This window comes from Cyclobacterium sp. SOCE241, assembly GCF_056867545.1.
This window is the reverse complement of sequence record NZ_CP149779.1, coordinates 163372-189438: the sequence shown is the minus strand read 5'-3', so window position 1 is coordinate 189438 and position 26067 is coordinate 163372. Positions and strand designations below refer to the sequence as shown.

Sequence of the window (26067 nt, the reverse complement as noted above, 5' to 3'; positions counted from 1 at the left end):
AAATTTAATTGGTTTAATTAAAACATCTTTTAACCATAAACCAAAAAATAGAATGAAAAAGAAAATAACTTTGCAGAAAGCTACTGTGGCCATGAGTGTGGGATTATTTAATTCCTTTAATGTGGAGGCCGAAGGGGGTTGTTGTACAAGTTGGGTGTGTTGTCAAGCTGGTTTACCTAATACCATATGTTACGATGAAGAGGGAAGACCCTGGATAGGTGATGAAAAAAATGTAATACAGATTCATGCACAGTTTAAAATAAAAAGCTCTGAAGCCTTAATCAAATGGCTTCAGAGCTTAAATCGCAGACTAATTGATATATGAAAATACTATTATTATTAAATAAAAATAATTTATTGATCTTAATTTCAGGTCTATTACTTTGTGCCTGCAAGAAGTCAGATCCTTCTAACAAGGTATTCACAAAAGAGACCATACCAAAAAGCATTGAGTTAGTTAGCCAAAAATATTATTATCCTGAATTATTAAAACCAAATAATCTTCTAGTTAAAAATGATTTTATTGTAATACAGGAGTTGACCAATCAACCCCCCATGCACATACTGGATAAAAAAACACTTCAATACTTAAATTCGAAAGGTGAATCTGGTTTCGGCCCCGGAGAAATTACGGATTCTTTTATGTTTGATTTTGGCAATGATGAGGGTACTTTTTGGGTTTACAGCTTAGGTGGAAAGACTTATTCTGAATTTGAACTAAGAGATGATTCGCATCAACCAACTCAACAAATAAAACAAAAAGAAAATTTTATTACGGCTATTAATTTAGTTTGGGCTACTGATTCCAGTGTGATGACCAGGATGGCAAACGATCCTGCCCGATACATTGAATTTAAATTGGAGGGAGATAGAATAAATGAATTTGGCACGTGGAAGGAGATAGAGCCCAAAAAGGAATTCAAGGGAATTTCCAATTTTAATCTTGGGGATTTACACCAAGGAAAACTGTTGAGGAAACCCAATAGTGATATATTTGTTCATGTGGGGATAAGAAGAGACAGGATCGAGATTTTAAACAGAAAAACAGGAGAAATTTTAGCGATAAATGGACCATTAAACCATGTCCCGGGATTTTCTATTGTTGGAAAAGGGAGCGGTGCTGGATTGGTAATAAATGAGGGAGAACCCTATGCCTATTCAAGCGCTTGTTTGGGAAATAAATACATTTATGGGCTTTTCTGCGGAAGGAATAGGGAAGAATTACTAAATAGTGAAATCAACTCAACAACAGTTTATGTATTTGATTATGAAGGAAATTCGAAATTTGAGTTGATATTAGACAGGTCTTTACAATCCATTGCTGTAGATGAAAAGTCCGGTAAGCTTTATGGTATTACCACAGATCGGGATCCTGGACTGGCTGTGTTTAGCCTACCTGATAATTTTTGATTTTATAGATTTGTGGTAAAATCTAGGTTTATGGCCTAGGAAATTGCAATTACTTAAGTTTGCCATATGACCTGATTTTGAATGAAGGCAATTATTAATATACCTCCCAGAATTAAGCTTACCCCTTCAGAAACCGGATTGAAAAATTAATTACAAAAACTATGGGTTTTAATCTTAAGCTCCCTGAATTATTTCCCTCTTGGCTATACCCTTGTGCCTGGAAGTGATCACCTGGAAGTAATCATTTACACAATTACCAGATCACCACATCACCAACTCACTAGATCACCACATCACTTAGCAAAAAATTTCCATGCACGAAAAATGACACCCATGTACTCGGAGAAATTGAGCGTCAACAGTTTATCAATTCTATAAGTTGTTAAAAAACTAAATATTTTGGTTAAAATCAACATTTGTTTTTAGTTTAGTTAATATGAATAACTTTATGCTATTTGTTTTAATTTCTCTGGTTTTTTCTTGTTCTTCCACAACGAATGATGGAAATCTATCAATCATTGTAGAAAAAATTCAAATCCCAATTGATGAAAAATTCTTAAATACTTATCAAATCTGGGATTCCTATTATGAAAATGAGGAATCCAAACTCCTTGCCTATAACGCAACAAGGCATTCATTTGATTTGTTTAGCTTAGATAAACAATCTACTTTAAGCCAAATACCACTTGAACGTGAAGGGCCTGATGGTATAGATAAAGTTGATGGGCTAGATTACTATAATGAAGATTCAATTTTTTTGTACTCGAGAGGTAAACTATATATTTCTACGATAGAGGGGAAAATTAGTAAAGTTCATTCACTTTATGAGTTGTTTAATTTTGATGGTGGAGGAGAACCATCTATAAATTTCTATTTTAAGCTTCGGTATAACCCTGTGTCAAAAAGTGTAGCTTTCTTTATAGTCTACCACAATACAGATCCAAAATCAAAAGCAATTCTTCCTCTTATAGGCTTACTTAATCTTGAAACATTAGAAACTAACTATTTACCAATTTATCATACCGATTTTTTTAAGGAAAATTATGGAAATGTTGGTTTTGTTACCTATTTAGGATTCAATAATTTTTTCGAGGGAAATATGATTTTTAATTATCAGTACCAATCCAATATTTATAGTTTAAATACCAAAGGAAAATTGAAGGAAGGAAAAGAGGTTAAGCATATATTGCCTTTAATCAACTTAGATAATATTGATTCGCATGCCATAAACAATACGCATTATCTTTCCCCAATACCTGACCCTTGGCGGAAACTTATTTATAGATTCAATTGGGAAGCGCCAATTAAAGGGAAAGAAATTTCATTTCTAAAAAGAAAACCTCACTTACCGTTTTTGATTCCAAATTGAAAAAACTTCAGCACTATTCATTACCTGATTATACTTACCAGATCAATAATTGGTTTGCAACTAAAAAGGGTTTATTTTTAAACCTAGCACATCCTGCAAATCCTGCATTGAAGGAAAATACCCTAGAGTTCCATGTTGTAAAATTAAGGAATGACAAATTTTGATAGCTTTTCTACTGTTTCTAAGTGCAATCACAGGTTTTCACTTTCCTCCCTCTGATACAACTCATTTTTTACTGGTACCGCTGGATCATCATATAAAGAATGCTAGGAAAATAGAAATTAGCTATACCCTAATGCATCCCTACGATAAGCAAAAGGAAACCATTCTGCTAATTGAGGATCCTTTGGACAAGTATTTTCAGGAAAGCATAGACATGCAGCCGCTGTTGGATGAATTTAATATCGTTCATATCAAAGGTCGGAATGAGGCTGATGCCATTTTGCAAATTATCAATTCTTCAGGGGAAATTGATTGGGCAAAAGCTTATCAATTGCTAAATATGGACCAACAAGCAAGGGACATAGAGTTGATCCGTAATGCCTTGACCGGAAACCACAGGGTACATTTACTGGGCTTTTCAGGTGCCGCTGCCTACCTGCATTATTACCTTGGCCTTTTCCCTGAAAACGTCAAGTCTTTGATTTCCTTCAACCCCTACTCTTTGACCTTCAAAAAAACCTGAATCTTATCAACCCCTCACAGTGCCTGGAATCTATACCACTTGAAAATGCTTCCTACCTTGGTTTTTTGTGGTACAACAATTCCGAGAACCTTTGTAAGGAACAAACGGGGACTGAAGACATTGACCTGGCCTTTTATACTTATTTAAAATGGGGGTTTCAGTTACCGTCTTTAGTAGAAGCAGATAAAGCCGATATCGTTCAGAAAATTAGGCTTTTTGAGCACAGTTATGGATTGACCTATAATGCAGCTTCCAATTTACTAGAATCTAAAATAGCGAAGTGGATGATGCTAGAAAGTCATGAAATATGGAAGCAGTTTGAACGCATACCTTTCTCTGTATATGGGGTAAATTATGACCGGGGATTAGATTTTAGTGGTAAGGTATTGATTGTAGGTGCAGTACATGACAAATTGCTTTCCAGATTTTGTTATGATGTGTTGGCAGAGTTTTATTTAAATTCCACCTTATTGCTTATTCGGGATGGGCATTCCTTTGGGAAATTAGGAGCTACTATGTTGCACAGTAAATTGATAAGCTCCTTTATCAATAATGATATTCAGGAAAAAATCACTGTTTATCAATTGCTACAGGATGAAGGTTTACTTTTTAACAAAAAGGATCGGGTAAGGTATTGAGTAGGTTAAGGTTAGTTCTGTAGATTAGTGTTGGCTAGATTTTTCTTTGGTTCGTTTTTTTATCATGTTAACACTGCCTTATTCAGGGCTTGTCCTGATGCGTAGCAAGTCAGGACAAGCCCTGAAACGAAGTAACTCAGGAGAAAAGAAATGAACGGGTAAATTTTTATTTAGGCCTTTACCTTTATCAAAAACTTTAATAGGTCCATGATGCGTTTTACATTAATATTCCTTATATATATTTACCATGTTATTTATCATGACCATTTTTTACTTTTTTGCTACAGGTCAAAAAAGTAAAAAAAAACCCCGCCGCTGAGTATCTTTTCAGCTAAAATTTAAGGCTTCCCGCGCACAGGCAAACTCCTTAGTTTTTGGTTTTCACATATTTCGTTATTTATTGGGTATTCCCCTAACCAAAAACTTCGTCAAACAGTGCCTGTGCCTTTGCCATCCCCGCTTAAATTTCTTAACGCCGAAAATCTACAAGGCGGAAATTAATTTATCATTTGATTAATAATGGGCGATTTTTAACGCATTCGCCAAACTCAGGGCGGGGTGGCCGGGCCAAAACTACGAGGCGGGGTTGGGCCTGGCGGGGGGAAGTTTAGTTTTGGCTAGATTTTTCTTTGGTTCGTTTCTTTTCATCAATGGAAAAGAAATGAACGGAAAACCTCTGATTTCAGGGATGAAATTACTAAGAAAGCCAAACTTATCATGTAGCGTTTAACCAGAAACGGTTCTATTAATTCTTTTACTTTCCTATTAGTAAAAATTTGAAATTTGCCAGTGATTATTTTTAAATTACAAACCAGTTTTTTACTAAACCAAGTTATATAAAATAACCATTGTCACTTTTTTGCTGCAGGCCCAAAAAGTAACCAAAAAAGCCCGCCGCTGTGTATCTTTTCGGCTAAAATTTAAGGCCTCGCCCACACAGGCAAACTCCGGTATTTATGGTTTCGCTTTTAACAATTGCTATTTCTAGAGGCTCATCCTCTAAATCCTATTCCAACCATGCCTGTGCCCTTGCCAATCCCTTCTTAAATTTCTTAACGTCGAAAATCTACAAGGCGGAAATTAATTTACCATTTGATTAATAATGGGCGATTTTTAACGCAATCACTGTATTAAGGGCGGGGTGGCCGGGCCAAAACTACGAGGGGGCGAGGGCCTTGCGGGGGAAGTTTAGTTTTGGCTAGATTTTTCTTTGGTTCGTTTCTTTTCATCAATGGAAAAGAAATGAACGGAAAACCTCTGCTTTCAGGGATGAAATCACTTTAGTAAGCCAAACTCACCAGACAACGTTGAACCAGTAACAGTTCTATTAATTCTTATACTTTCCTATTAGTAAAGATTTGAAATTTGCCAGGGATTAATTTTTATATTGCAAACCAGTTTTTTACTAGACCATGTCATATAAAATAACCATTGTCACTTTTTTGCTGCAGGCCCAAAAAGTAACCAAAAAAGCCCGCCGCTGTGTATCTTTTCGGCTAAAATTTAAGGCCTTCCGCACACAGGCAAACTCCGGTATTTATGGTTTATTTATTTCCATTGGCTTCCGGGTATTCAATCCCAAAATAATAGGCTAACCATGCCTGTGTCCTTTCCATCGCTTCTTAAATTTCTTAACGTCGAAAATCTACAAGGCGGAAATTAATTTATCGTATGAACTGAACCCTAATCAGGTTTATTTAAAATGCGTCATTCAGAGACTTTGAGTAGTGGAAGTCGAAGAAATCCCCAGCGTAATGAGGTTGCCACACCCTTTCCTTCACTTCACCTCCCCAAAAAAGGGTTCGCAATGACGAAATGGTATAGGGCTAATTCGGTACACTTCGACAAGCTCAGTGACCGAAAAAACATCATTCCCTGACTTTGCAGGGGCTTTGCATAGTGGAAGTCGAAGGAATCTCCAACGTAATGAGATTGCCACACCCTTTTTCTTCACTTCTCCTCCCCAAAAAAGGGTTCGCAATGACGAAATGGTATATGGCTAATTCGGTACACTTCGACAGGCTCAGTGACCGAAAAACGTCATTCCGAGACTTTACATTTTAAAAGCTCAGAGTTAAGATGACTATAAACAATAAATCACTCCAGCAGAGTTCAACCTTTGTAGTGCCCCGTCCTGATGCGCAGCAAGTCAGGAACTCCAATCAGCTGTAATAGAAATGGCCCAAAACCCCATTGGGGGTGCCATTTTTGTAGCCAAGGCTGTTAAGCCTTGGTTAAGGCAAGAAGTACAAACTGATTTTGGCGGTATTGTTGCTTTTTTTCTGCAACAATGCTGACAAAATCTCTCACGCAAGCGTCATTCCCTTACATTTTTTTCAATATCCAAATCCCAACTAATAATTAATCTCTCTTTCCGGTATGTTATCTCCATGCCATGGGAAGGCATATGTCGGAGGATTTTGAAACCGGGTCATTTCAATTTCCAGTTTCACAACCGATCCCGGTGCTATCTCAGCTTGAAAAAATTTGTGATCGATTGTATCAAATTGATAAGGGTATTTGTCAATCATATTTACCCGCTTGATATGGTGTTCTCCAAACATCCCGCCTTGAATGATAACTTTTTTTGTTTCAGTTGGATGAAGATTAACCAATGTAAGGGAAATACCGGCATCTGTGATTTGTTCAACCAATGCTGCCATATCCGGAGGAATTCCGGTTCTCCTATTCTCAGGATCAAAATAACGAACTGAAGTATGCAATAGTCCTCCATGGTAGATATGGTTGGGAGCACCAAGCATGGTTTGAACGATTCCTTCTAACACAACCGGATTTAGGTTCAGCCAATGATGGACATCCTGGAAATCAGGTGTGGTAGTGTCTTTTCTAATACGGTCCAGTCTGGAAAGCATTTCATTGTACGTGGCCTTTAAAATATCTACCGGATAGGTGGGAACCTTCCCTTCTAAATACCCAAACCATGTTGCCGTATTGATTTCATCTCCTTTGCCCTTTCTATAAGTCAATTTTTCCATTTCCTCAGGATCCAACAAGTCTTTTACCCTTTCCCAATCCTTATTTTCCCGGGACATGTACCATAAATGCGTAGGATACATGGGCTGCATCGGCCGGTAGTCGTACCAGCCTCTTTGATCATAACGGTGGGGAACCAATTTTTTACCATTTTCTTCCTTTGCCTCATTTGAAACGGATGCGATTACGGCATTGGGTAAATCCAGGTATTTATCATCTCCAGAAATCAAATAGGCATTTGAAGCGCCAATTGTGGTGGCTTCCAACTTATTTTTGACACCATGGGGCCATTTCCACCCATAATATCCTCCCCACCAATTCCCATCCATATGTTCTCCAATCTCCCCCGAAAGGCCCACATTATCCGGGATTATCCCATTGTTTTTTTCTGTCCTTTCCATCCAGGCATTGACATAGGAGGTTACCCATACTTTGTATTCCTCCTCCCCAGAGTACATATAGGCATTCAGCATCATGCTTGTTGAAGCCAAATTTAAGGGCACATCTCCTTTCATCATCCGGTTATTTAAAGCCTCCAAAATAAATTGGAATTTGTTGTCGTTGTTCCAATCTTTTCCGGATGCAACATTAGGTATGTCGTCATAAGGAAGGGGATAATTACTTAAAATGGGTCTATGGGTAACCCAGTCTTCAGCAGTATTCACAAACCTGGGACCAAGGCTACCTGTAAGTGGTGAACGAATAAGTTTCAGTTTACTGTCAAAATTGGAGTTTTCGGTACCATCATCAAAATACAATTTTGCAAATTTCATGGCCCTATCCCGCATCTTTTTATCTGTAGGATCTGCCAGGCCGAAAAAGTAAAAATAGGTATAGGATTCCCCATGATGCATCCAATCATAGCCTGCATCAAATTCATCCACTATCTGACCATAGCCGGTAAACTGTCTGGTAACTCCTTCCCATAATTTTCTGGAAAGCAGATCAATTTCTTTTGGTCCGCCTAGCGCATAATACAGTGGGAAATTATAAAAGCTCTCATATCCGTCATCAGAACCATCCATCCCAGGCCATTCATCTCTCCAAATTAAAGTACCATCAGGATTGGTATATTTTTCAACAAATTCCATGGCGGCAGGATAGAGTGCTTCCATCATTTGCCTTTGTAGCAAAGCCCATTCCGGAGGTGGAGAAGGAGAGTGATAGGGTACGGATTTGAGGTTGGGGATTGAATCTAATTCCTGGCTTTCAGCAGGCTGAAGATGTATTATAATAAAAAATATTACTACTATAATATATTTCATAATTCTCTAATTTCAGAATTTAATTTTAATCTATTCCTAATATCAGTTTATTTTAAATAGTTTTTAAAGTTATAAAAATAAGCCATAATTTTATGGAATTTTGTATGATTTTACTATGAAATAAAAGGATAAGGGATTGAATAGGAGGTTTATAATTATTCTAGAAATATTTATACATTATTGTCACTTTTTTCCGCAGGCCTGCCTGACCCTATTCAGAGGTCAAAAAAGTAAGCAACTTGCCCTGAAGCGAAGCAACTCAGGCCTGTCCTGAAGCTGAACTAGTCAGGAGAAAACCCCACCGCTGAATATCTTTTTCACCTCCACCTATCAGTCAAAATATGCCGGATTTGGGGTTATTTATTTCCATTGCTGTTCAGCTATTCTTTCCTTTCATTGAAAGGTTACCCATTCCTACGCATCATTGCCTAATATAAAACAACCAAAGATCTCTGCATCACGCTATCACAAGTTCACATCATCTCTAAATCATTAAATCTCCCCATTACCAGCTCAAGGCGCATAATAATAATTAAACCGCCCAAGTGGTGCCACATCCCCGTGTAAAAGAAAGTCCATTATTCCTCCATTTTCCTGCATATTATCTGACCATTTGAACTCAATATTCACAGCCTCATTTAATTTTAATACTGCTTTGGGAACGGCTATTTCCATTTTATTGGCAGACATTTTCCAATCCAATTCAGCAACTTTGGTCCAATCCCAGCCTCCGGTATTTTTCTCTATGTTGGCTTTCTCACCGGGGCTTGACCGGTTAATTACATAATCATACCCTTCCCAACCAGTATCCCGATTTCGATCAGTGTCGATGAATAACCTCATCCAGGCAGGACCATCAGATGGGCTTAGTGGATTTGCGGTTTCCACATAAAAATAGAGATTGTCATTGTCACTGCTAACCTTGCTAGCCACTATATCATTTCTACCTGTTGTATTTTTATATACCAAATCTCCCCAACCTGCACTATTCCTTTCAAGGGTATTCCCCTTATGTGACTTGAATTCCGGAGACACCGTTTCCCAGTCCACAAATTTACCATCGATGCTGATGTTTTTGTTTTGGGTGAATATAGGAGGCTTGGCTACTCCTTTAAATTTCCGAATATTGGCTACCATCTGGTAGTAATAATTGTCCCCATGTCCGTCCTTCATGGGCTCTATGTCTCGACTATGCTCCTGATTGTATTGGTCTGGGAAGGCATTGTGCTGTTGCTGCCACTCTTCATACCTTCCGGCAATCCACTCATTCCAACCCGTGATGAATACAAATTCCGGATCGAGCTCAAAGGCCCTTTCCCATTGCTCCTGAAAATTCAAACCATAATTGACAGCATCTGGATCCTCCATATGACCATTTGCATCCGTATAACTCCTGCCAAAAGATCCTGGGGCATTCATTGCTGTAAGCCCCCTATCTTTTGACCAATTCTGGGATACACCTACAGTCACTTGCTCAAACCCACCATTCTGATCACTAACAAAACCGTGTTGAGGAGTTATTTCTAACCAACCCCAGTGATCTTCTCTCATCGGGCCCTTATTGTAAACAGGTTGGCCAGGTCTAAAAGTAAAAACTCCCTAATTTCCTGATGCAATTTACTGGTTTCAGGATCTCCTTCAACAGCTGTAAAACGGTCAGGATAACCCATAATTAGTGGTTTTCCTTTCCAATAAAACCAAAGGTCCTGATACAATCCCGGTGCGTAAAGCTCTTCGTACAATTCCTTGATCGCCTGGTAGCTGCCATCTGTGGGCCAAAAAGCCATCATAAAAGCAATCTGAGGAGTTTTTATTCCGTTTTTCCGTGCCTCTGTGAAAACTTCAGCAAGGGCTATATAGGATTCCTTCCAGGTAAAGGAGCCATTGGTACAATCAAACATTACCATGTCCACACCCGCATCGGCCAACATCTCGGCATGCTTGTACAATACCCAACGATCTGTATCCAAATAATATCCATAAAGCGGTTCTGACCAAAAGAATGCTCCTGCTTCTTTTCGAGTAGGCCAAATAGGATCATAGTAATCGTTAATCGCTTCAGGCTTTTTTGCCAGAATCTCACTGGCATTAAATGCTTTAACACTGTTATTTGATTGCTGCGTATGCCAAGTCCAGTAAAAAATACCTACAAATTTATCCTCTTTGAGCTCTCCCACCTCTTCAAATCCGGGAAGTGAGCGCCCCAAAGCATCCGTTGCAGGGAGATTAGAGCTATAATTGATTAATTCGTTTTGTGCTTCCACCTTTGTGTGAACTACCAAAATGAATATAAGCGCAATGACATAGTTATTGATTTCACAAAGTTTCATTTTATTTCTTTTGTGTGTCTTACCTCATCCCAGGATGAAATACCAATTATTTTTTTAGCAAAATCTATCGCGTTCAACTCTTGCTCAGTACCAAGGGCTTTGTATACATACCAAACTGGTTTTTTACCCGCCGGGTCCCCGTCATCGTCAGGAAAACGTCTAAGGCCAATTCTCAAACCACCCTCACCTCTGTTGTCCAACCAATTGTGAAATTGGAAGGCATCAATTCCATCCAAAACCTCCATTTTTTTCCAAACGTAAGCAATGCTAGCTGCCTGTTCATTCAAATGTTGAGGAGTATAATCTCTGGAATTTGGACCTTGCTCTGAAAGGAAAACAGTTCGCTTGGTTTTGTTTTTAAATTTGACATAGGGTTGTTTGACCCAAGCGTCCAAGACTTCAATATTTTTGAAGGTAATCAAAGGAGTGTCAAAATTAAAAACAGCCTTTTCATCCAACCAGCTTTTGGGCTCAAAAAGAGATTCTGGATAAGGGTGATGGGCAATTCCCCAATCAAAATCACCTTCGAGATCACTATATTTGATCAAAATTTCTAGTAAATCTCTGGACAAGAAAAAATGCCTGTCCACCGTCCAGTTCCAATAATGGGTAAGGGTGATAAAAGCCTTGGAGTGAGCAACGTATTGCTTCGAAATATTATTGATTAAGCGGAGGGATTTGTGATAGGTGTCCATAAAAGTCAAGCTATCTGTCTCTCCCATATTTGTCCAGACCCAACCTGCATCCACCTCATTATGAACAATCCAGTGATGAACTCTCCCATAAGTTCCATTTGGATCAGTATACCTTTTGGTCAGAAAGTCCATGGTTGCAGCATACATGTGAGTGGCCTCAAGGTTGGTGAGGTTTGCCATACTATAAATCCCTGATGGATCACAATCCGGATGTTCCATAATCGCTCCTATCTCCTTATCAGGTGTGTTGACTTCCTTGTCAATTAAAATTATAGCGGAAGTAATTACACCTCTTTTCTTGGCTTCTATTAAAGCTTTATCATGCTTAGCTACCCATTGTTTATCAGCAAAATAATCCTTTCCACCGTAGTGAAAAGTGATGGTTTCCTCAGAAGGAACTGAACGTAACATTTTAGAAATCCACATATTGGTGGTGATGCTTCCTATTCCTAATGAATCCAAGTCGGTCACAAAAGAATTGCTATGAAAATTACCCAGCCCCTTTTTATTGCTTAAAACAGGCTTTTTGGTAGGGTAAGCAGGTTCAATTTTATCCATATAGCGAATATGGGATTGAAGTTTATGTGATTCTCCATCCTTAACTAAAATAACCCAGCCCGATAACAAACCGTCCCAAATCTTATTATCACGATTATTATATCTTGGTACTTCCATTTCAAACTCATTCTCAGAAATTGTAATTGGGAATAATTGAGGAAATGAAGCTTTTTCAGTAACCTGAAGGTATATGGGTACTTCCGCAATGAAAAATTCTTTTTCCGAATCAAAGGGGATTTCTCCTTTGATAACAATGGTAGAATCATTTACTGAGACCTCTTCTAGTTTACCGAGAAAATCAGTATTTAAGTATTGAATTAATCTGGATTTATGGGACGTCTTTTTCCTCTTTAGTGCTTCTCTGTCCTTAGCCTTCTGAATTTCATCTTGATTGGGTGCTCTAAACCTAAAATTCCTAAATTGCCCACTATAGCCTGCTCCACCACCAAAATCAAGTCGCATAATATCACCGGGCTTACCCCAACCAATGGGCAAAGCCTCTTCTACAGGTATGGAGTGAACACTCCAACCTTCACGCACGCCTAAAGAAGAGTGCAGGCTAAAGTTTTCACTAACAGGAGGTCCAAAAAACACCTGAAAATTGTCTAGGTATTCAGTAGAAAAATACTCAAAAGTGAAAATGGTCTCCTCATCGGCAATTTCAAAATCCATTGGTTCTGTGAACAAATAAGGATCTGGCCCAACAGCAGAAATTATAATATTTCCATTTTCTTCTTTTTGTATTTCAATATTATGGGTATTCTCTTCCGAAACCTGAACGGTTCCTTGCTGCCCATAGGTGAATGAGTTGATTAAAAGGAGAAAATAAAGAGGTAGAATGTACTTCATCTATTCTTTTATTATAAAGTTTAGCCTTCCTCCTGGTGCAACATCTCCATTGACATACCAATCTAAAGGGTCATCGTCATCCTGCATATTGTCTGACCACTTAAATTCCAGATCCAAGACATTCAGTAAATTATTATCAAGAGACCTAGGCATTGCTATCATCATCTCATTGCCGGACACCTCATAATCCACTTGATCCACGGTTTCCCAGGTTTCATCCACGTACCGCTGAAGCTGATTCCCTCTGATCACCCTAAAATCATACCCCTTCCAACCGGATGAATAATCCCTGTCTACATTCAGGTAAAGACGCATCCAGTTGTCGCTATTATTCTCTGTTATTGGTTTAGTGGTTTGGGCATAAAAATAGATGGTTTCATTATCTCTGGCCACTTTTAAAGTTTGAAAGTCATTCCTCCCTGTAAAGTTGGTATAAGTAACTTTAGGTTCTGACTGTGCCCCCACATGATTTCTTGGGTCTGTGTCGCCGATATAATCTGTAAATTCCACATTGACTTTGGTCCAATCTTCTAATCCCTTGATGGTCACTTCATCCCCAAAGGTGATTGGGGCTTCTCCGCCTTTGTACTTACGAACGTTTCCTACAAGTTGCATGTAGTAATGATCTTTCAAGCCACCAGTTCTTGTCGGCTCAATGTCCCTGCTGTATTCAGGGCTCGCCTGGTCACAAAACCAAGAATGCTCAGGGTTATCATCATGGCTTTCAAATTTAGTAGCAATCCATTCATTCCATCCCGTCACAAAAACAATAGGTGGGTCCTTTTTAAAAACATTATCCCACTGCTCTTGAAAATTGTAGCCCCAAATTATATCCTCCATGGGATTTCCTTTTTTCCCATTCCGAAAGCTTCTACCCCAATTATCCTGATTGCCATAGAAAGCCGAACCTCCCATACCTGCTGTGGGATTTGGATGCTGGGCCACCGAAACGTTCATTATTTCTACTTCCCCTTTATGGTTTTTATGAACCCTTTGCTCCCTCTGAAACTCAATCCATGGCCAGCTATTTTCCTTATAAGGTTCATTTGGCCACTGTGATTCCCTAACAGTAAAGAATTCTCCGGCTTCCTTTCCTTGTAATTCTTTGGAATGACCGAGGATCATCGGTTTCCCTCCAAGTAAAACCAAGATTCGGGATGGTAATATTTCGCACCTTTCTTGTAAAAGGTCTCATAAACCTTCTCCATGGTTTCACCTGAGAACGTATTGGTGTAGAATACAATTTTAGGAGGGGTTTTTCCTTGTTTTCTAATCGCTTCCATGGCATTCATCAATACATTTGCCCTTTCGGCATAAATCAAACGATTGGTAGCATCAATCACCAATAAATCTACTCCCGCATCAGTGAGTAGTTGCAGGCTTCTTAAATGCACCCAATAGTCATCTGCCCTGTAATACCCATAGATAGGCTCTCCCCAATAGTACATTCCACCACCACCCCAATGGGGGTTATTGAAGTCATTTAAGACCTCAGGGTGCTGTGGAATTATCTTACTTAAATCATAGTGCCAGGCAGAAGTATTGTCGCCGTGCCATAAAAAATAAAACATGGCAACTGTTCTCTCTTTTGCCTCTCCTATTTCTAAATAAGTAGGCAAAGTCCTTCCCAAATCATCCGTACCTCCTGTACTTTGGGCATGAACAAGGGTAACAAAACCCAAGGCAAAAACAATACAGACTAAACGCTGTATAGGGCCTTTTAAAATTATCGAAACTTTCATAAATCTAGCCATCCTGGATTTTGCCAATTTTCTCCTGTTAGTCCAACCACTTTATTTACTTCAGATTGATCGATAGGATACCTCAAATACTTATCAGCCGCTGAACCTCTATCATCGAAGCGAAACCTTTGAAATTCAGGAGACTCGCCATCCATTGTTATGCGCATTCCGGTTACAAATTGGTCTGTTTCATTTAGAATGTTCCACCTTCTAACATCGAAAAATCTATGCTCCTCGAAAGCCAATTCAATTCTTCTTTCATTCCTGTACTTTTCTTCAAAGTCCTCTACACTCAATCCAGACGGAAATTCAGGCATTCCTGCTCTAGCTCTTACAGCGTTGACAGCATCCCTAGCACTTATCGAAAGGCCATTCGCTGAAATGGCTGCATCCGGCCCATTGGATTGATAGGCAGATTCCGCAAAATTAAGGTACAACTCTGCCAACCTAAACAGACGAATTCCGCCATCAGCATTATTATTTAAGCCGGATTGATAATTATTAAATTTTCTTAGATAATAGCCTGTTCTGGTATTCCTTCTGTTTGTGCGCGAAATTTCTTCTGCTCCACCTACAAAGGTTTCCACCTTTTTCCCTTCAGGTTGATTCAGGTACCGTAATGCTCCATTATAATAAATAGATGCATAAAACCTCGGGTCTCTGTTGGCATAAGGATTTTCAGGATCATAGCCTGAATTTGGATTGATAATAGGTTGCAGCTGGTCTGCATCTGAATAGCCCAGAACCGGAGCTAATCCGTTACTCATTTCATAGCTATCTATCAAACCTTGAGTAGGGCAAGGCCCCGTTCTTTCCATGCCGTCGTTTGTAGGAAGACCAGCAAATTTCCAAACCTGCATTTGATCCCCCCAATGGTAAATGGTTTCTTTATCTACAGCTCTTTGGTCGTTGGAACTTGTAAAAAAGTATAGGGCATAAGCGTTCTGAGCAATATCAGCGGATGGTTCTACATTGAATAGCTCGTAACCATTGTTTAGGCATTGAGATAGGGCTTCAGCATTGATTGCTGTAGCATCTTCCCAAGTATAAGATCCATCTGACCATAAATCACTGGCCGCATAAGTGACCGCTTGAGACTTTATGGCGTAGGCCACTGCTCTGGTCATTACTCCATATTGATTGTCATAAATATCCCATGAAAAACCATCCCTTCCTTCTGGAAAGGCCAAGGCAACATCACAATCTTGTAGGATAAAGGAGACTACTTCTCCGAATGATGCCTTACGATCGGAAGAAAAATCATATCCAATCTCCAAAGGCTTATCAAAAATCGGCACCCCCATATCTTTTGATCAATTGAAGGTAGTAAAGTGCTCTCAATGTATGGGCTTGAGCTTTCCATGATGCTTTTTCATTTTCTGAGGCATAAACTGTAGCAGTTTCAATGTTTTCCAAAAAAACATTGCACTTCCTAATGCCTTCGTATAAACTATTCCAAGGACTTCCATCAGCGGAATAATTGGGATAGGAAGTTGCAGTAACATTCCCTCCATACCACACCACATAATTTGAGCCTGGGGTGATATCATCCGCATCCTGAGCTTCGTCAGTGTAGGAAGACCTGTCCATATAGGGTTTTGGTGAATACCCATAACAAGAATTTAGGTATCCCCGGGTTCTGTTATAATCACTGAACACTTCATCCATAGTAATCCTACCGTCGCTAGGCAGGTCCAATTGTTCATTACAGGCCATAATTGACACCAAAATGAGGATAATAAATAGATTTTTTATAAGATTCATAGCGCTAAATATCAAAATGTTACACTTAAGCCCAGGTTATAAACTCTATAGACAGGAAAGCCAGAATAACCTCCCCCTTCAGGACCAAAATCAGAAGTTTTTATCTTATCCCAGGTTAACAAATTTTGTCCACTAAGAATGATTCTAGTATGCTCTGATCTAATAATCCTGGACACTGAGAGCGGAAAAGTATATCCTATCTCAAGATTTTTAAGCCGAACATAGGACCTGTCGAAATTCACAAAATCGCTTGGTTCATGATTGATAGATTTAGCCAGTGATAATGCCGGCCAACTTATAGGTTGATCGTTGGCATACCTTTCTGCTGTCCAGGCATTCTGATGAATACTTCCAAAAATACCATCAAATTCAATTTCCCAGATTCCGGTTCCACCGATTAGCGAAGAATAATTGCCTACCCCTGAAAGAGGAAATTTAAATCGAAATTCTTATAGGTAAGACCTCCTGATAACGCATAGGTAGTTCGGGGAATGATACCATTACCAATGGGAGCGTAATCCCTTTCATCGATTTTCTCATCATTGTTTAAATCTTGATAAATCAAATCCCCCACTCTTGGTACACCAAAAGCATAGATTAGATTACTTGCTTCCAGTTCTGACTCGGTGTTAAAAAACCCATTACCATTAGAATAATCAACCAAATAACCAAACTCCTGTCCAAATGAATAACCTTCCTCTCGCTTTCTATAGGCATAATCATCGGTAAGTTCAGCTTCATTCCAATTGATAATTTTATTTTTAGAATAACTGAAAAGACCTCCTATATATCCAGATAAATTGGAGTTAAACTTTTTGCTGTAATTGGCAGATACCTCAAAACCTTTATTTTCAAATTGCCCACCATTGACCTGAGGGTAGTTGGATAAAGGTATTCCTTGATAGGCAGGAATTGTAGCCAAGGCACTGACGATCATATTGTCCATCCTTTCATCAAATACATCAACTGATAATGAAAGTGCATTAAATAATCCTAAGTCTACTCCAACATTGGTTTTGGTAGAAATTTCTGCAGCAATATTGGGATTTCCAACCTGATTTTCATTGATTATGTATTGCAAGTAAGGGATAGGCCCTCCTCCACTTGCAGTTACGTTATCAAGGTAAGCATACCTGGCAATCCCTGACTGGTCATTGGCCGTCTTACCATAGGATGCCCTAAGTTTCAAATTACTTAACCAGTTTGCTGAAGAAATAAACGGTTCATTGGAAACTACCCAAGCAGCCCCTACTGCCGGGGTTGTGGTGTATCTCACATCCCTGGCATACTGCTCAGAACCAGAATAGCCTACCACCAACTTTAATAGGTATCTGTCATCAAAGGCATAATTACCCTCAATGCCACTACTAATCCGGTTATATGGTAACAATCCCGGAGAGGAGTTGTCTGCCTTGGTTAAATTCTGATAGAACATATAAGCCATACCGGAAACTTTGCTCAACCCAAACTGCCTTTCATAGTTTAAGGATGTATTGTAGGACAAGTGATAATAGTATTGGTGACTTTTGCTATAAGCCAATGGCGTATTCTGCTCTGCTCCTTTTTTAACGAATGACAGTTCAGTTAAATCATCTGTTCTCAGCCACCGCTCAAAATTTTGAGTCGTCCCTAAACTACCTACAGAATTGGTTTGGTAAGCAAAGACACCTGTTAAGTTTAGCCCATCAGTAAGAAAATCCATATCAAGGTCTAACCCAAACTGAGAGGCAATATTGGTGACAGTGTGGTTATAATATCCTGACCTGTTCAACATACCGTAAGTTGGAGAGGATACCCGCTCAGTGGTGATTACCTGACCTGCACCCGGATATGGCTCACCATCCGCTGTCAATTCAGGAATGACCGGACCAAACATAGTTGGGGGAATCTGAAATATACTACTGTAGATGCTCTGATTGCCAACCCCTGGAGTGTGCTCCCGTTTGATATTGCCACTCAACCTCACAAAACCGGAGAGAAAATCATTGAATTTCATGTCCACATTGGATCGGAAATTTACCCAGATATTTTTAGGGCTGGGATCATAATTGCTCTGATCAGTTTTGAATTGTCCGGATTGATGCATGAAATTAACATTAGAGAAAAACTGAACCTTCTCATTGCCTCCGGTGACATTCACCCCTACTCTCTGCATGGTAGCATGGTCTTTTATAAATCTGGAATACCAATCATTGCTGGGGTAATTGGGATTGGTTCCATTCTGAAATTGTTCTACCTCACTATTCGTAAACAAATACTCCGCACCCAAGCCATCATTGTACGCTGCTTGGTTTCTCATTTGAGCATATTCACCTGCTGTGAAATATTGAGGTTGAGTAGTTGCTTCCTGAATAGAATGGTCCAATCTGGCTTTTACCTGTAATGGTCCTTTTCTACCACGTTTGGTCGTAATTACAATAACTCCATTGGCTCCTTGAATTCCATATATTGCCTGAGTGGAAGCATCCTTCAATACAGCTACCGAGGCAATTTCATTCGCTGATATGTATTCCAAAATCTGGTTGCTATTGTAGGAAACAGGAATACCATCAATTACAACCAATGGGCCGTTTTGACGAGCTCCTGATATGCCCCGAACAAATAAATCCGTATTTGCTCTGGACAATTCAGAGAATGTTTCCTGAGTAATTAAACCTGCAAACCTTCCTGAAAATGTCTGGCTAAGATTTGCTACAGGAGAACGTTCGAGTTCATCTCCGTTTACAGTAGCAACTGACCCGGAAAGCTCTCTCCTGGATTGAGTTCCATAACCCATTGGGATTATCTCATCAAGCCCATGCCTGTCATATCTCAGTTCAACCGTGACGTTATCACTATTTTCGATTTGCAGATTTTTATTCGCAAAACCACTTGCTTTAAATAGCAGGTTTTCTTCAGTTGAAGGTATTATTAAAGTAAAATCCCCTCAGCATTAGAGTAAGTACCCTGATCCCCTGAGTTAGCATTAATTAAAACTCCCGGGATGGGTTGCCCCAATTCATTTACAACTTTTCCACTAATGGTGGACATTGTCTCCTGAGCCGTTACAAGGTTGCTTTGCAGGTAGGTCAACAGGCAAAGGAAACTTAAAGTAAGTCTTATATAATTTATTTTTGTTTTCATTTTGTCTTCATTCTAGTCTTTCAGAAATGCTTAACAATAAAATTTACCAACCGGGTGTTTGCCAATTTTGACCGGTAATGGATTGAAGCCGATTGGCTTCGTTAAGAGGAATGGGTACATGTAAAAATTTATTGGTATAATTTTTACGCTCAACCTCTCTCACATTTCTCCTACCATGGGTGTAGGTTCCATCGGCATTTCGAATAATCTCTGTTCCTGTTATCCAACGGTCTGTTTCCGAAAGGTCATCTTCCGGTGAGGACCATCTTCTCACATCAAAATACCTATTCTCCTCCAAGGCAAGCTCTACCCTCCTTTCATTTCTGATCCTCAAAATGAGTTCTTCCTGCGTAAGAGATTGGGGCAATTCCGGCATGTTCACTCTGGCCCTTATTTCATTTACAGCGGTTGTCGCCTCCATCAAATAACCAGCCTCGGCAGCTGCTTCTGCAAGGTTTAATATAATCTCTCCCAATCTGTAATATTTCCAATTGGCCCCACCTACAGGGTTATCTCCTCCGGAATTGGGGTGCAAAAATTTTCTTTGAAAATAACCCGTTCTTGTTGCCCTTCTCACCGTCGGATGAATACCGGTCTGTGGTTCTCCAACATAAGTGGCGATGATCCTTGTTCTATTTCCGATTGGCGCCGGATAATTTTCATGAGACTCCGGAGCTTCAGCAAAATTCCATAATGCTTTCCTTTTGGATCCGTTATAATAAATAGAAGCATAAAACCTAGGGTCTCTATTTTTATAAGGGTCTTGTGGGTCATATAATGTATTGTCCGGATTGTAATTCGGGTTTAAATGTTGCTCGTCAAGGTAGGGGTTCTCTAGATTTAAAATGGGTTCGCCGTCAATGGTCTCATAAGCATCTACCAGTTCCTGAGTGGGGCATGTTCCTGACTTGTATCCATCCTGAGCACCAATCCCATCAATGTTCCAAATATTACCTTGCCCTGCCCTACTTTGGTAAATTGTTTCTTTATCCACAGGGTTAGCGGAATAAGCACTGGTCTGAGTGAAATATTCATTGTATAGAGCCGCGTAGGGATTTTTATCCTCCCCTATAAAAGCAACATCAGAGAGGTAGGTTTGGGGTAAGTTCACCTGATTATACAACTCGTAACCATTGCTTTTAAGGTTTTGCACTGCCTTAAGATTTATTTGGTAGGCTTCTTCCCAATGGTTTTGACCATCATTGTATAGTGTGCTTGCGGCAAATAAAATGGCCGTAGATTTTATGGCCTCTGCCAAAGCTTTATTTACTCTTCCAGCTTCACCTCCGGAGGTAATTCTATAGGGCAACTCCTCAATAGCTATGGCTGCCTCACAATCTTCAAGAATAAACTGAACTACTTCATAATAACTGGCCTTTTTTACCGTGGAGAAATCATCAGAAAAATCAAATGGAGTCCTTACAATAGGTAAACCAGTCCCGTACCATTTCAACAATTCCATATAATAATAAGCTCTCAACACGTGAGCTTCAGCCTTCCACCTTTCTCTATCTTCAGGGTTTTCTACAGTGGCTTCATCAATCCTTTCGAGAAACATTGCCAGATTACGAATAGAGCTCCAATATCTATCCCAATAAGCCCCGTTATTTTCATTTCCCCATTGAACCGCAGGATGATTAGCCGCTGAAGCATCCCCATTATAGAGTCTGCCAGAAGTAAGCCAAGACTCAGCCTCAGCATCTGTATCCCATGATTCATCACTCCAATTAACAGGTCCCCTACTCCAAAAGAAATAACGGGTTCCTTTTACAGGAAGATTATCATAGCAACTGTTAAGAAATGCACCGACTTTGTCACTGTCAGCAAAAACATCATCCAATGATATTTTTCCATCAGGAGCCATATCCAGCACATCAGCACAAGAATATGTAAAAAAGATCGCTGGCAATAATGCCAGGTATATTTTTATAGATTTCATGGTTTTTGGGTTTAAAAGGTAGCGTTGAAACCAAAGTTCATCATTCGGGTAACCGGGTACCCGATGGAGTCATTATTCTCAGGGTCAAGGTGTCCCATTCTCAAATTATCCCAGGTCAATAGATTTTGACCACCCACATAGACCCTAAGTGAACTCATGCCGATCGCATTAATTAGATAATTTGGAAGTGTATAGCCTATGTCCAAATTCTTTAATCTGACAAAAGACCTGTCCATAATAAAAAAGCTATTGGCTGTATGATTAGTAGTACTCCTAGTACTTAATGCCGGATAGGTTATTTCTTCTCCTGAAGCATACCTTTCAGGTGTCCAGGCATTTTTATGATAATCAAAATATGTCCCTTGAATGATGTTTTCATAAACTCCCTGAGCGGCATAATTACCAGAGTATTTACCTACCCCCTGAAAGAAAATAGAAAAATCAAAGGATTTGTACTGGAGGCTAATTCCGGCACCATAAGTAACCCTTGGAATGGAGGAATAACCGATTGGTGTACGGTCCTTGTCATCAACAATTCCGTCTTCGTTAAGATCTTTATATATAAAATCACCCACTCTAGGTTCTCCAAAACCATATTGAGTTTTTCCTCTATAAGCATCTAATTCTTCTTGGGAATTGAAAATACCATTTCCATTGTCATAATCGATCTGGTAACCCCAATTCTGCCCAATAGAATATCCGGTGCTTCGGTATCTGTGAACATAAGATTCATCCCTTATTTGTTCATCTATAAATTTGACAACATTGTGATTATAGCCATAATTCCCTCTCACATTGATATTAAAATCCTCAGACAAGTGCTTTCTATATACAAGTTCCAATTCAAAACCGCTGTTGTCCACTTGTCCCATATTTACTTTAGGAATATTGCCGAGAGGAACTCCCTGAAATGAGGGCACTGTTCCTCTGGAAATAAGGATATTTGTTCGGTTTTCAATGTAATAATCAAAGGATAAATCCAATTGATCCATTATCCCCAAGTCAATACCATAGTTTTGTTTGTCAGCTATTTCCCATGTAATATTTGGGTTTCCTAACAAGCCCTGACTTACACCTTGACCTCTACCTAGACTCGGTAATGGCCCACCGCTCATGGTAATATCACTCTGGTATAAAAATCTAGCAGAACCCATCTGGTCATTACCAACCCTTCCATTAGAAGCCCTTAATTTTATATTGGTAAATACCGGGTTATTTAATAAAAAATTTTCATTACTAAGGATCCAACCCAAAGATACCGCAGGAAAAAACCAAAACGTTTACCCGGGGCAAATTGCTCAGATCCATTGTATCCGATATTTATCTCAGCGAGGTATCTGTAATCATATTCGTACGTGGCTCTGGCAGCGATACCCAAAACATTAAATGGAATTTCACCTATTGTAGACTCCCAATTGTCACGTTGAGCCAAAATCAAACCACCCACTCGGTGCTTATCGTTGAATGTTCTGGAATATTGGATGGCAGCCTGCATGTTAATATTAAACCTTGAGTCTGCTCCCTTTGATAATGATAGTAGAGTTTCATCAGGCCTTTTGACAGCATAGCTCAATTCATCGGTATCGGGATTTACTTCTGCCAAAAACAACCTTTCTGATTTACTTCCTTCCATGGCAGTAGTAGCTCGAGCATCATAGGAAATCATTCCTCTTACACTTAAACCTTCTGTCACCATATTGCTCAAATCTAATTCCAGGCCAAAGGAAGAATTAAGATTAGACCTAACTTCATTCCTATAGCCAAAACGATTCATGATTTCGAAAGCAGAACGATCCATATATCCTGGGTCAACAATTTGACCAGGTGCCACTCCAAATCCATCAATGGTGGTAGGGCCTGGAGTTATAGGTAATATAGTTTGTGCCTGATAAAACAAATCCCTCATCATCCAGTTTGTATCGCCTCCCCCATAAAGCCAGGCAGCAGGCATGTTGACTTGCTCTATATAGCTTCCTATATTTAAAAAAGCTTTGAATGAATCGCTGATTTTATAATCGAGATTCCCCCTGAAGTTATATCTTTTCATCCATGAAGATGGATCGTATCCCAATTGGGATTCCGGTTCTGTGTTTAGATTCCCCCTTGGTTAAGGTAAGCACCATTTACAAAATAGCTGACTTTATCCGTACCCCCTTGCACTTACGTTTACCCTTGTTTGTGGAGAGTATCTAGAAATAAATTCACGGTAATAATCATGATTAGGATACATGTATTGCCGAACCATTGCTTTTCGTTCATAGTCTGGGTCATTTGGATCTAGCCCCGTTAGTGGGTTGGAATATTTTGCCATTACCTCCTCACTAAAGAAAGGGGTTGTCATGCCATCATTTCTTCCTGCCTCATTCCTTAGGTTCATATATTCCAAAGAAGTCAACCTTTCAGGTTCATATGTAAAAGAACTGAAACTTTGATCAAGGCTTACATTTAATTGCATTTCCCCTTCTTTACCTCGCTTTGTAGTAATTATTATTACTCCATTTGCTCCCCGAACACCAAACACAGCTGTAGCAGAAGCATCTTTTAAAACAGTGACTGATTCGACTTCATTAGCATCCAAAGTTCTAATATTATCTCTGGGAACTCCATCAATTAATATCAATGGGCTTCTACCATTTGTAGTAGCCGCTCCCCTTAGGTAAAGGGTTGCATCATCTCTTCCCGGCTGGCCTCCTCCGGATTGTATGGAGGTAAGACCAGGCAACCTTCCTGCAAGGGCATTTGCCAGACTTGGAGAAGAACTTTTACTAATTCATCAGAAGAAACGGAACTCACTGCACCGGTAACAGATAACTTCCTTTGTTCGGCATACCCTACAACGACAACCTCCTCTAAAGAAGATTCATCTTCCAATAAGGTCACATCTATAGTAGTTTGGTTTCCAATATCAAAGCTTTGATTTTGGAAACCTATATAAGAAAATACAAGCGTTACTCCTGTTTCAACCTCTATTGAATAAGTCCCATCTATTCCGGTAACTGTTCCTTTGTTTCCTCCCATAACAGAAATAGTAGCACCAGGTAATGGCTCTCCTGTAGCATCCTTTACCGTACCGGAAATTGTGATCGGATCTAAAAACTGATCTTTAATAACACTTTCTCTATTTACCATTTTTACATCAATGGTATTGTTAAACTGTCGGAAAAATAGATTGGACTGATGACTAACTTCTATTAAAAAATCTTCTACAGTGCCATTGGTGGCACTAAATGATATGGCTTTCGACCTTTTAAGACTTTTTTTATCATAGGAGAACCTAAAAGAGGTTTGACGCTTGACCTCTTCAAAAAAAGTAAAAACACCTAATTTATTACCTGAGAGGGTGACTTCTACCTCTTCGATGCTTTTATACTGGCCTTTTGCTTGTATAACACTGGTAAAATTAACTACCAACATTTGGAAAACTAAGCCGTACAAGAAACCTTTGGACAATATCATAATTGTCTTAAGTAATTTTTTTCATATTTTTAAGGGTTTATTGATTTATTCAATTCACAGGGTCTTCAGATGGTCCCATTCCCCAATGTTCTCCATCTTTAGACCGCTTATTACCGGTTGGATCAATCCAACCGGTTTTATTAAGGTGGTATTTTTATCATTCTATTTAATCTTAATCGTAACATTTTTTCCATTTAACTCAAATTCAAAGTTTTGTACATACCCCATACTCTTCAACACATTCTCTAGGCTTTGTCTATGGTATTCACCGGAAAATTCCCAATTAGCATTTGTAGAATTTTCAACCTCAATCTTTACCCCATACCAATTTTCAAGTATTACAACCACCTCTTCAAGATTTGATTTCTGAAATAAAATAGTCCCTTCCTTCCATGATGAAATAGTATGCCTATCGAACTTCCGAATGCTTTTTTCCTGTAATAGGGTCTCTATGCAATTGTTCTCCCGGACTAAGAAAGAAATCTTCTCTTTTGTCAACATTCTCAACCTTTACTTTACCGGTTACCAATGAAATACTAATTTCTGCCTCCCCTTTTTCCTTAATATTAAAAGAAGTACCTAAAGCTGTGGTCACCAATCCCTGAGCCTCCACCTTAAACGGTCTAAGACTATCCTTCTCCACTTCTATAAATGCTTCTCCTGCTAATCTTACTTTGCGCTCCACACTTCCGAATTTTTCCGGAAAGGATATTTCACTATTGCTATTCAACCAAACCCGTGTGCCATCAGGAAGGGTCAATTGCAATTTTTCACCTGGGCCTGTATTTTTGTGAAGCATAACCAAAGCTTCTTCAACCGGCGCTAATAAATCTTTTGTGAAAATTCCGGATAACCACACCAAAGTAAAACCTATGAGCAGCATCGCTGCCAAATTAAATAGCCAACGGTAGCTTTTCTTTTCATTTATGTATTCTGTGGATTTTTCGGCCAAAAGCTTTTGCCTAATATCCTCTTTCATGCCTTCAGGAGCCTTATATTCCTTATACCTAGAGCGCAATAATACTTCACGGGCGAGTTTTAATTCCCTTACCTGTTCGGGATTGGCATCCATCCATTTCACCCAATAGTCATTCAACTGATCATTGGGATGTAATGTCCAGGCAATAAACTCAGGGTCCATTAAAAAATCCTCTTTGGTATTCATTTAAATTTTCTTGACTTTATATGTAAATACAAAGCTCCTACAAAAGAACACCTATAAAATCTGATTATTTTCGAATTATTTTAAA

The 26067-nt window shown here is 39.2% G+C and carries 22 protein-coding genes; 5 read left to right on the top strand and 17 right to left on the bottom strand.

Translation table 11 applies throughout. The features are described from left to right. Nucleotides 1-52: 52 nt before the first annotated feature. From WG932_RS00875 to WG932_RS00855, 5 genes are all read left to right on the top strand, one after another. The gene (locus WG932_RS00875) at nucleotides 53-325 is read left to right on the top strand and encodes a hypothetical protein (RefSeq protein WP_483086596.1); all 273 of its coding nucleotides are present in this window, start codon (nucleotides 53-55) and stop codon (nucleotides 323-325) included. Further along, a complete protein-coding gene (locus WG932_RS00870; protein ID WP_048643099.1) occupies nucleotides 322-1410 on the top strand; it encodes a BF3164 family lipoprotein in 1089 nt (362 codons plus the stop codon). Before WG932_RS00875 ends, WG932_RS00870 begins: the two co-directional genes overlap by 4 nt. Nucleotides 1411-1846: 436 nt before the next feature. Then, on the top strand, nucleotides 1847-2779 hold the full coding sequence (locus WG932_RS00865; protein ID WP_483086595.1) for a DUF4221 family protein: 933 nt from the start codon (nucleotides 1847-1849) through the stop codon (nucleotides 2777-2779). Nucleotides 2780-2939: 160 nt separating this feature from the next. Beyond that, nucleotides 2940-3464 (top strand): hypothetical protein, encoded by a 525-nt coding sequence (locus tag WG932_RS00860; protein WP_483086594.1) that lies wholly within the window; start codon nucleotides 2940-2942, stop codon nucleotides 3462-3464. 65 nt (nucleotides 3465-3529) lie between these two features. Next, nucleotides 3530-4102 carry a hypothetical protein gene (locus WG932_RS00855; protein WP_483086593.1) on the top strand — a complete coding sequence of 191 codons (573 nt, stop codon included), beginning with the start codon at nucleotides 3530-3532 and terminating at the stop codon, nucleotides 4100-4102. 2354 nt (nucleotides 4103-6456) lie between these two features. Here WG932_RS00855 and WG932_RS00850 read toward each other — a convergent pair. The 17 genes from WG932_RS00850 to WG932_RS00770 all read right to left on the bottom strand — a co-directional run bounded on the left by WG932_RS00850 (nucleotide 6457) and on the right by WG932_RS00770 (nucleotide 25982). Beyond that, on the bottom strand, nucleotides 6457-8361 hold the full coding sequence (locus tag WG932_RS00850) for a DUF8034 domain-containing protein (protein WP_483086592.1): 1905 nt from the start codon (nucleotides 8359-8361) through the stop codon (nucleotides 6457-6459). 513 nt (nucleotides 8362-8874) lie between these two features. Beyond that, the gene (locus WG932_RS00845) at nucleotides 8875-9912 is read right to left on the bottom strand and encodes a hypothetical protein (RefSeq protein ID WP_483086591.1); all 1038 of its coding nucleotides are present in this window, start codon (nucleotides 9910-9912) and stop codon (nucleotides 8875-8877) included. Continuing rightward, complete coding sequence (locus tag WG932_RS00840; RefSeq protein ID WP_483086590.1) at nucleotides 9909-10691, bottom strand: hypothetical protein; 783 nt, start codon at nucleotides 10689-10691, stop codon at nucleotides 9909-9911. Before WG932_RS00840 ends, WG932_RS00845 begins: the two co-directional genes overlap by 4 nt. Next, nucleotides 10688-12793, bottom strand: coding sequence for a DUF5722 domain-containing protein (locus tag WG932_RS00835; RefSeq protein WP_483086589.1), 2106 nt, complete (start codon nucleotides 12791-12793; stop codon nucleotides 10688-10690). Before WG932_RS00835 ends, WG932_RS00840 begins: the two co-directional genes overlap by 4 nt. Then, nucleotides 12794-13918, bottom strand: a complete 1125-nt coding sequence (locus WG932_RS00830) for a hypothetical protein (protein WP_483086588.1) — start codon at nucleotides 13916-13918, stop codon at nucleotides 12794-12796. Further along, nucleotides 13915-14535, bottom strand: a complete 621-nt coding sequence (locus tag WG932_RS00825) for a hypothetical protein (RefSeq protein WP_483086587.1) — start codon at nucleotides 14533-14535, stop codon at nucleotides 13915-13917. The genes WG932_RS00830 and WG932_RS00825 overlap by 4 nt, the downstream gene beginning before the upstream one ends. Continuing rightward, entirely contained in the window at nucleotides 14532-15833 is a 1302-nt protein-coding gene (locus WG932_RS00820) for a RagB/SusD family nutrient uptake outer membrane protein (RefSeq protein WP_483086586.1), read from the bottom strand. Before WG932_RS00820 ends, WG932_RS00825 begins: the two co-directional genes overlap by 4 nt. Continuing rightward, nucleotides 15820-16251 carry a RagB/SusD family nutrient uptake outer membrane protein gene (locus tag WG932_RS00815; protein ID WP_483086585.1) on the bottom strand — a complete coding sequence of 144 codons (432 nt, stop codon included), beginning with the start codon at nucleotides 16249-16251 and terminating at the stop codon, nucleotides 15820-15822. The genes WG932_RS00820 and WG932_RS00815 overlap by 14 nt, the downstream gene beginning before the upstream one ends. A gap of 463 nt (nucleotides 16252-16714) precedes the next feature. Further along, nucleotides 16715-19186 (bottom strand): SusC/RagA family TonB-linked outer membrane protein, encoded by a 2472-nt coding sequence (locus WG932_RS00810; protein WP_483088540.1) that lies wholly within the window; start codon nucleotides 19184-19186, stop codon nucleotides 16715-16717. A gap of 23 nt (nucleotides 19187-19209) precedes the next feature. Then, complete coding sequence (locus WG932_RS00805) at nucleotides 19210-19422, bottom strand: peptidase associated/transthyretin-like domain-containing protein (protein WP_483086584.1); 213 nt, start codon at nucleotides 19420-19422, stop codon at nucleotides 19210-19212. 43 nt (nucleotides 19423-19465) lie between these two features. After that, nucleotides 19466-21361: a RagB/SusD family nutrient uptake outer membrane protein gene (locus tag WG932_RS00800; protein WP_483086583.1), complete on the bottom strand. Its 1896-nt coding sequence runs from the start codon at nucleotides 21359-21361 to the stop codon at nucleotides 19466-19468. Between the two features lie 11 nt (nucleotides 21362-21372). Continuing rightward, nucleotides 21373-22476: a hypothetical protein gene (locus WG932_RS00795; RefSeq protein WP_483086582.1), complete on the bottom strand. Its 1104-nt coding sequence runs from the start codon at nucleotides 22474-22476 to the stop codon at nucleotides 21373-21375. A 101-nt stretch (nucleotides 22477-22577) separates the two neighbouring features. Then, nucleotides 22578-23408, bottom strand: a complete 831-nt coding sequence (locus WG932_RS00790; protein WP_483086581.1) for a hypothetical protein — start codon at nucleotides 23406-23408, stop codon at nucleotides 22578-22580. A gap of 93 nt (nucleotides 23409-23501) precedes the next feature. Next, a complete protein-coding gene (locus WG932_RS00785) occupies nucleotides 23502-24083 on the bottom strand; it encodes a TonB-dependent receptor plug domain-containing protein (protein ID WP_483086580.1) in 582 nt (193 codons plus the stop codon). Continuing rightward, nucleotides 24014-24817 (bottom strand): carboxypeptidase-like regulatory domain-containing protein, encoded by an 804-nt coding sequence (locus WG932_RS00780; RefSeq protein ID WP_483086579.1) that lies wholly within the window; start codon nucleotides 24815-24817, stop codon nucleotides 24014-24016. Before WG932_RS00780 ends, WG932_RS00785 begins: the two co-directional genes overlap by 70 nt. A 162-nt stretch (nucleotides 24818-24979) precedes the next feature. Next, nucleotides 24980-25318, bottom strand: a complete 339-nt coding sequence (locus tag WG932_RS00775) for a FecR domain-containing protein (RefSeq protein WP_483086578.1) — start codon at nucleotides 25316-25318, stop codon at nucleotides 24980-24982. Next, complete coding sequence (locus WG932_RS00770) at nucleotides 25227-25982, bottom strand: FecR family protein (protein WP_483086577.1); 756 nt, start codon at nucleotides 25980-25982, stop codon at nucleotides 25227-25229. Before WG932_RS00770 ends, WG932_RS00775 begins: the two co-directional genes overlap by 92 nt. Nucleotides 25983-26067 lie beyond the last annotated feature (85 nt).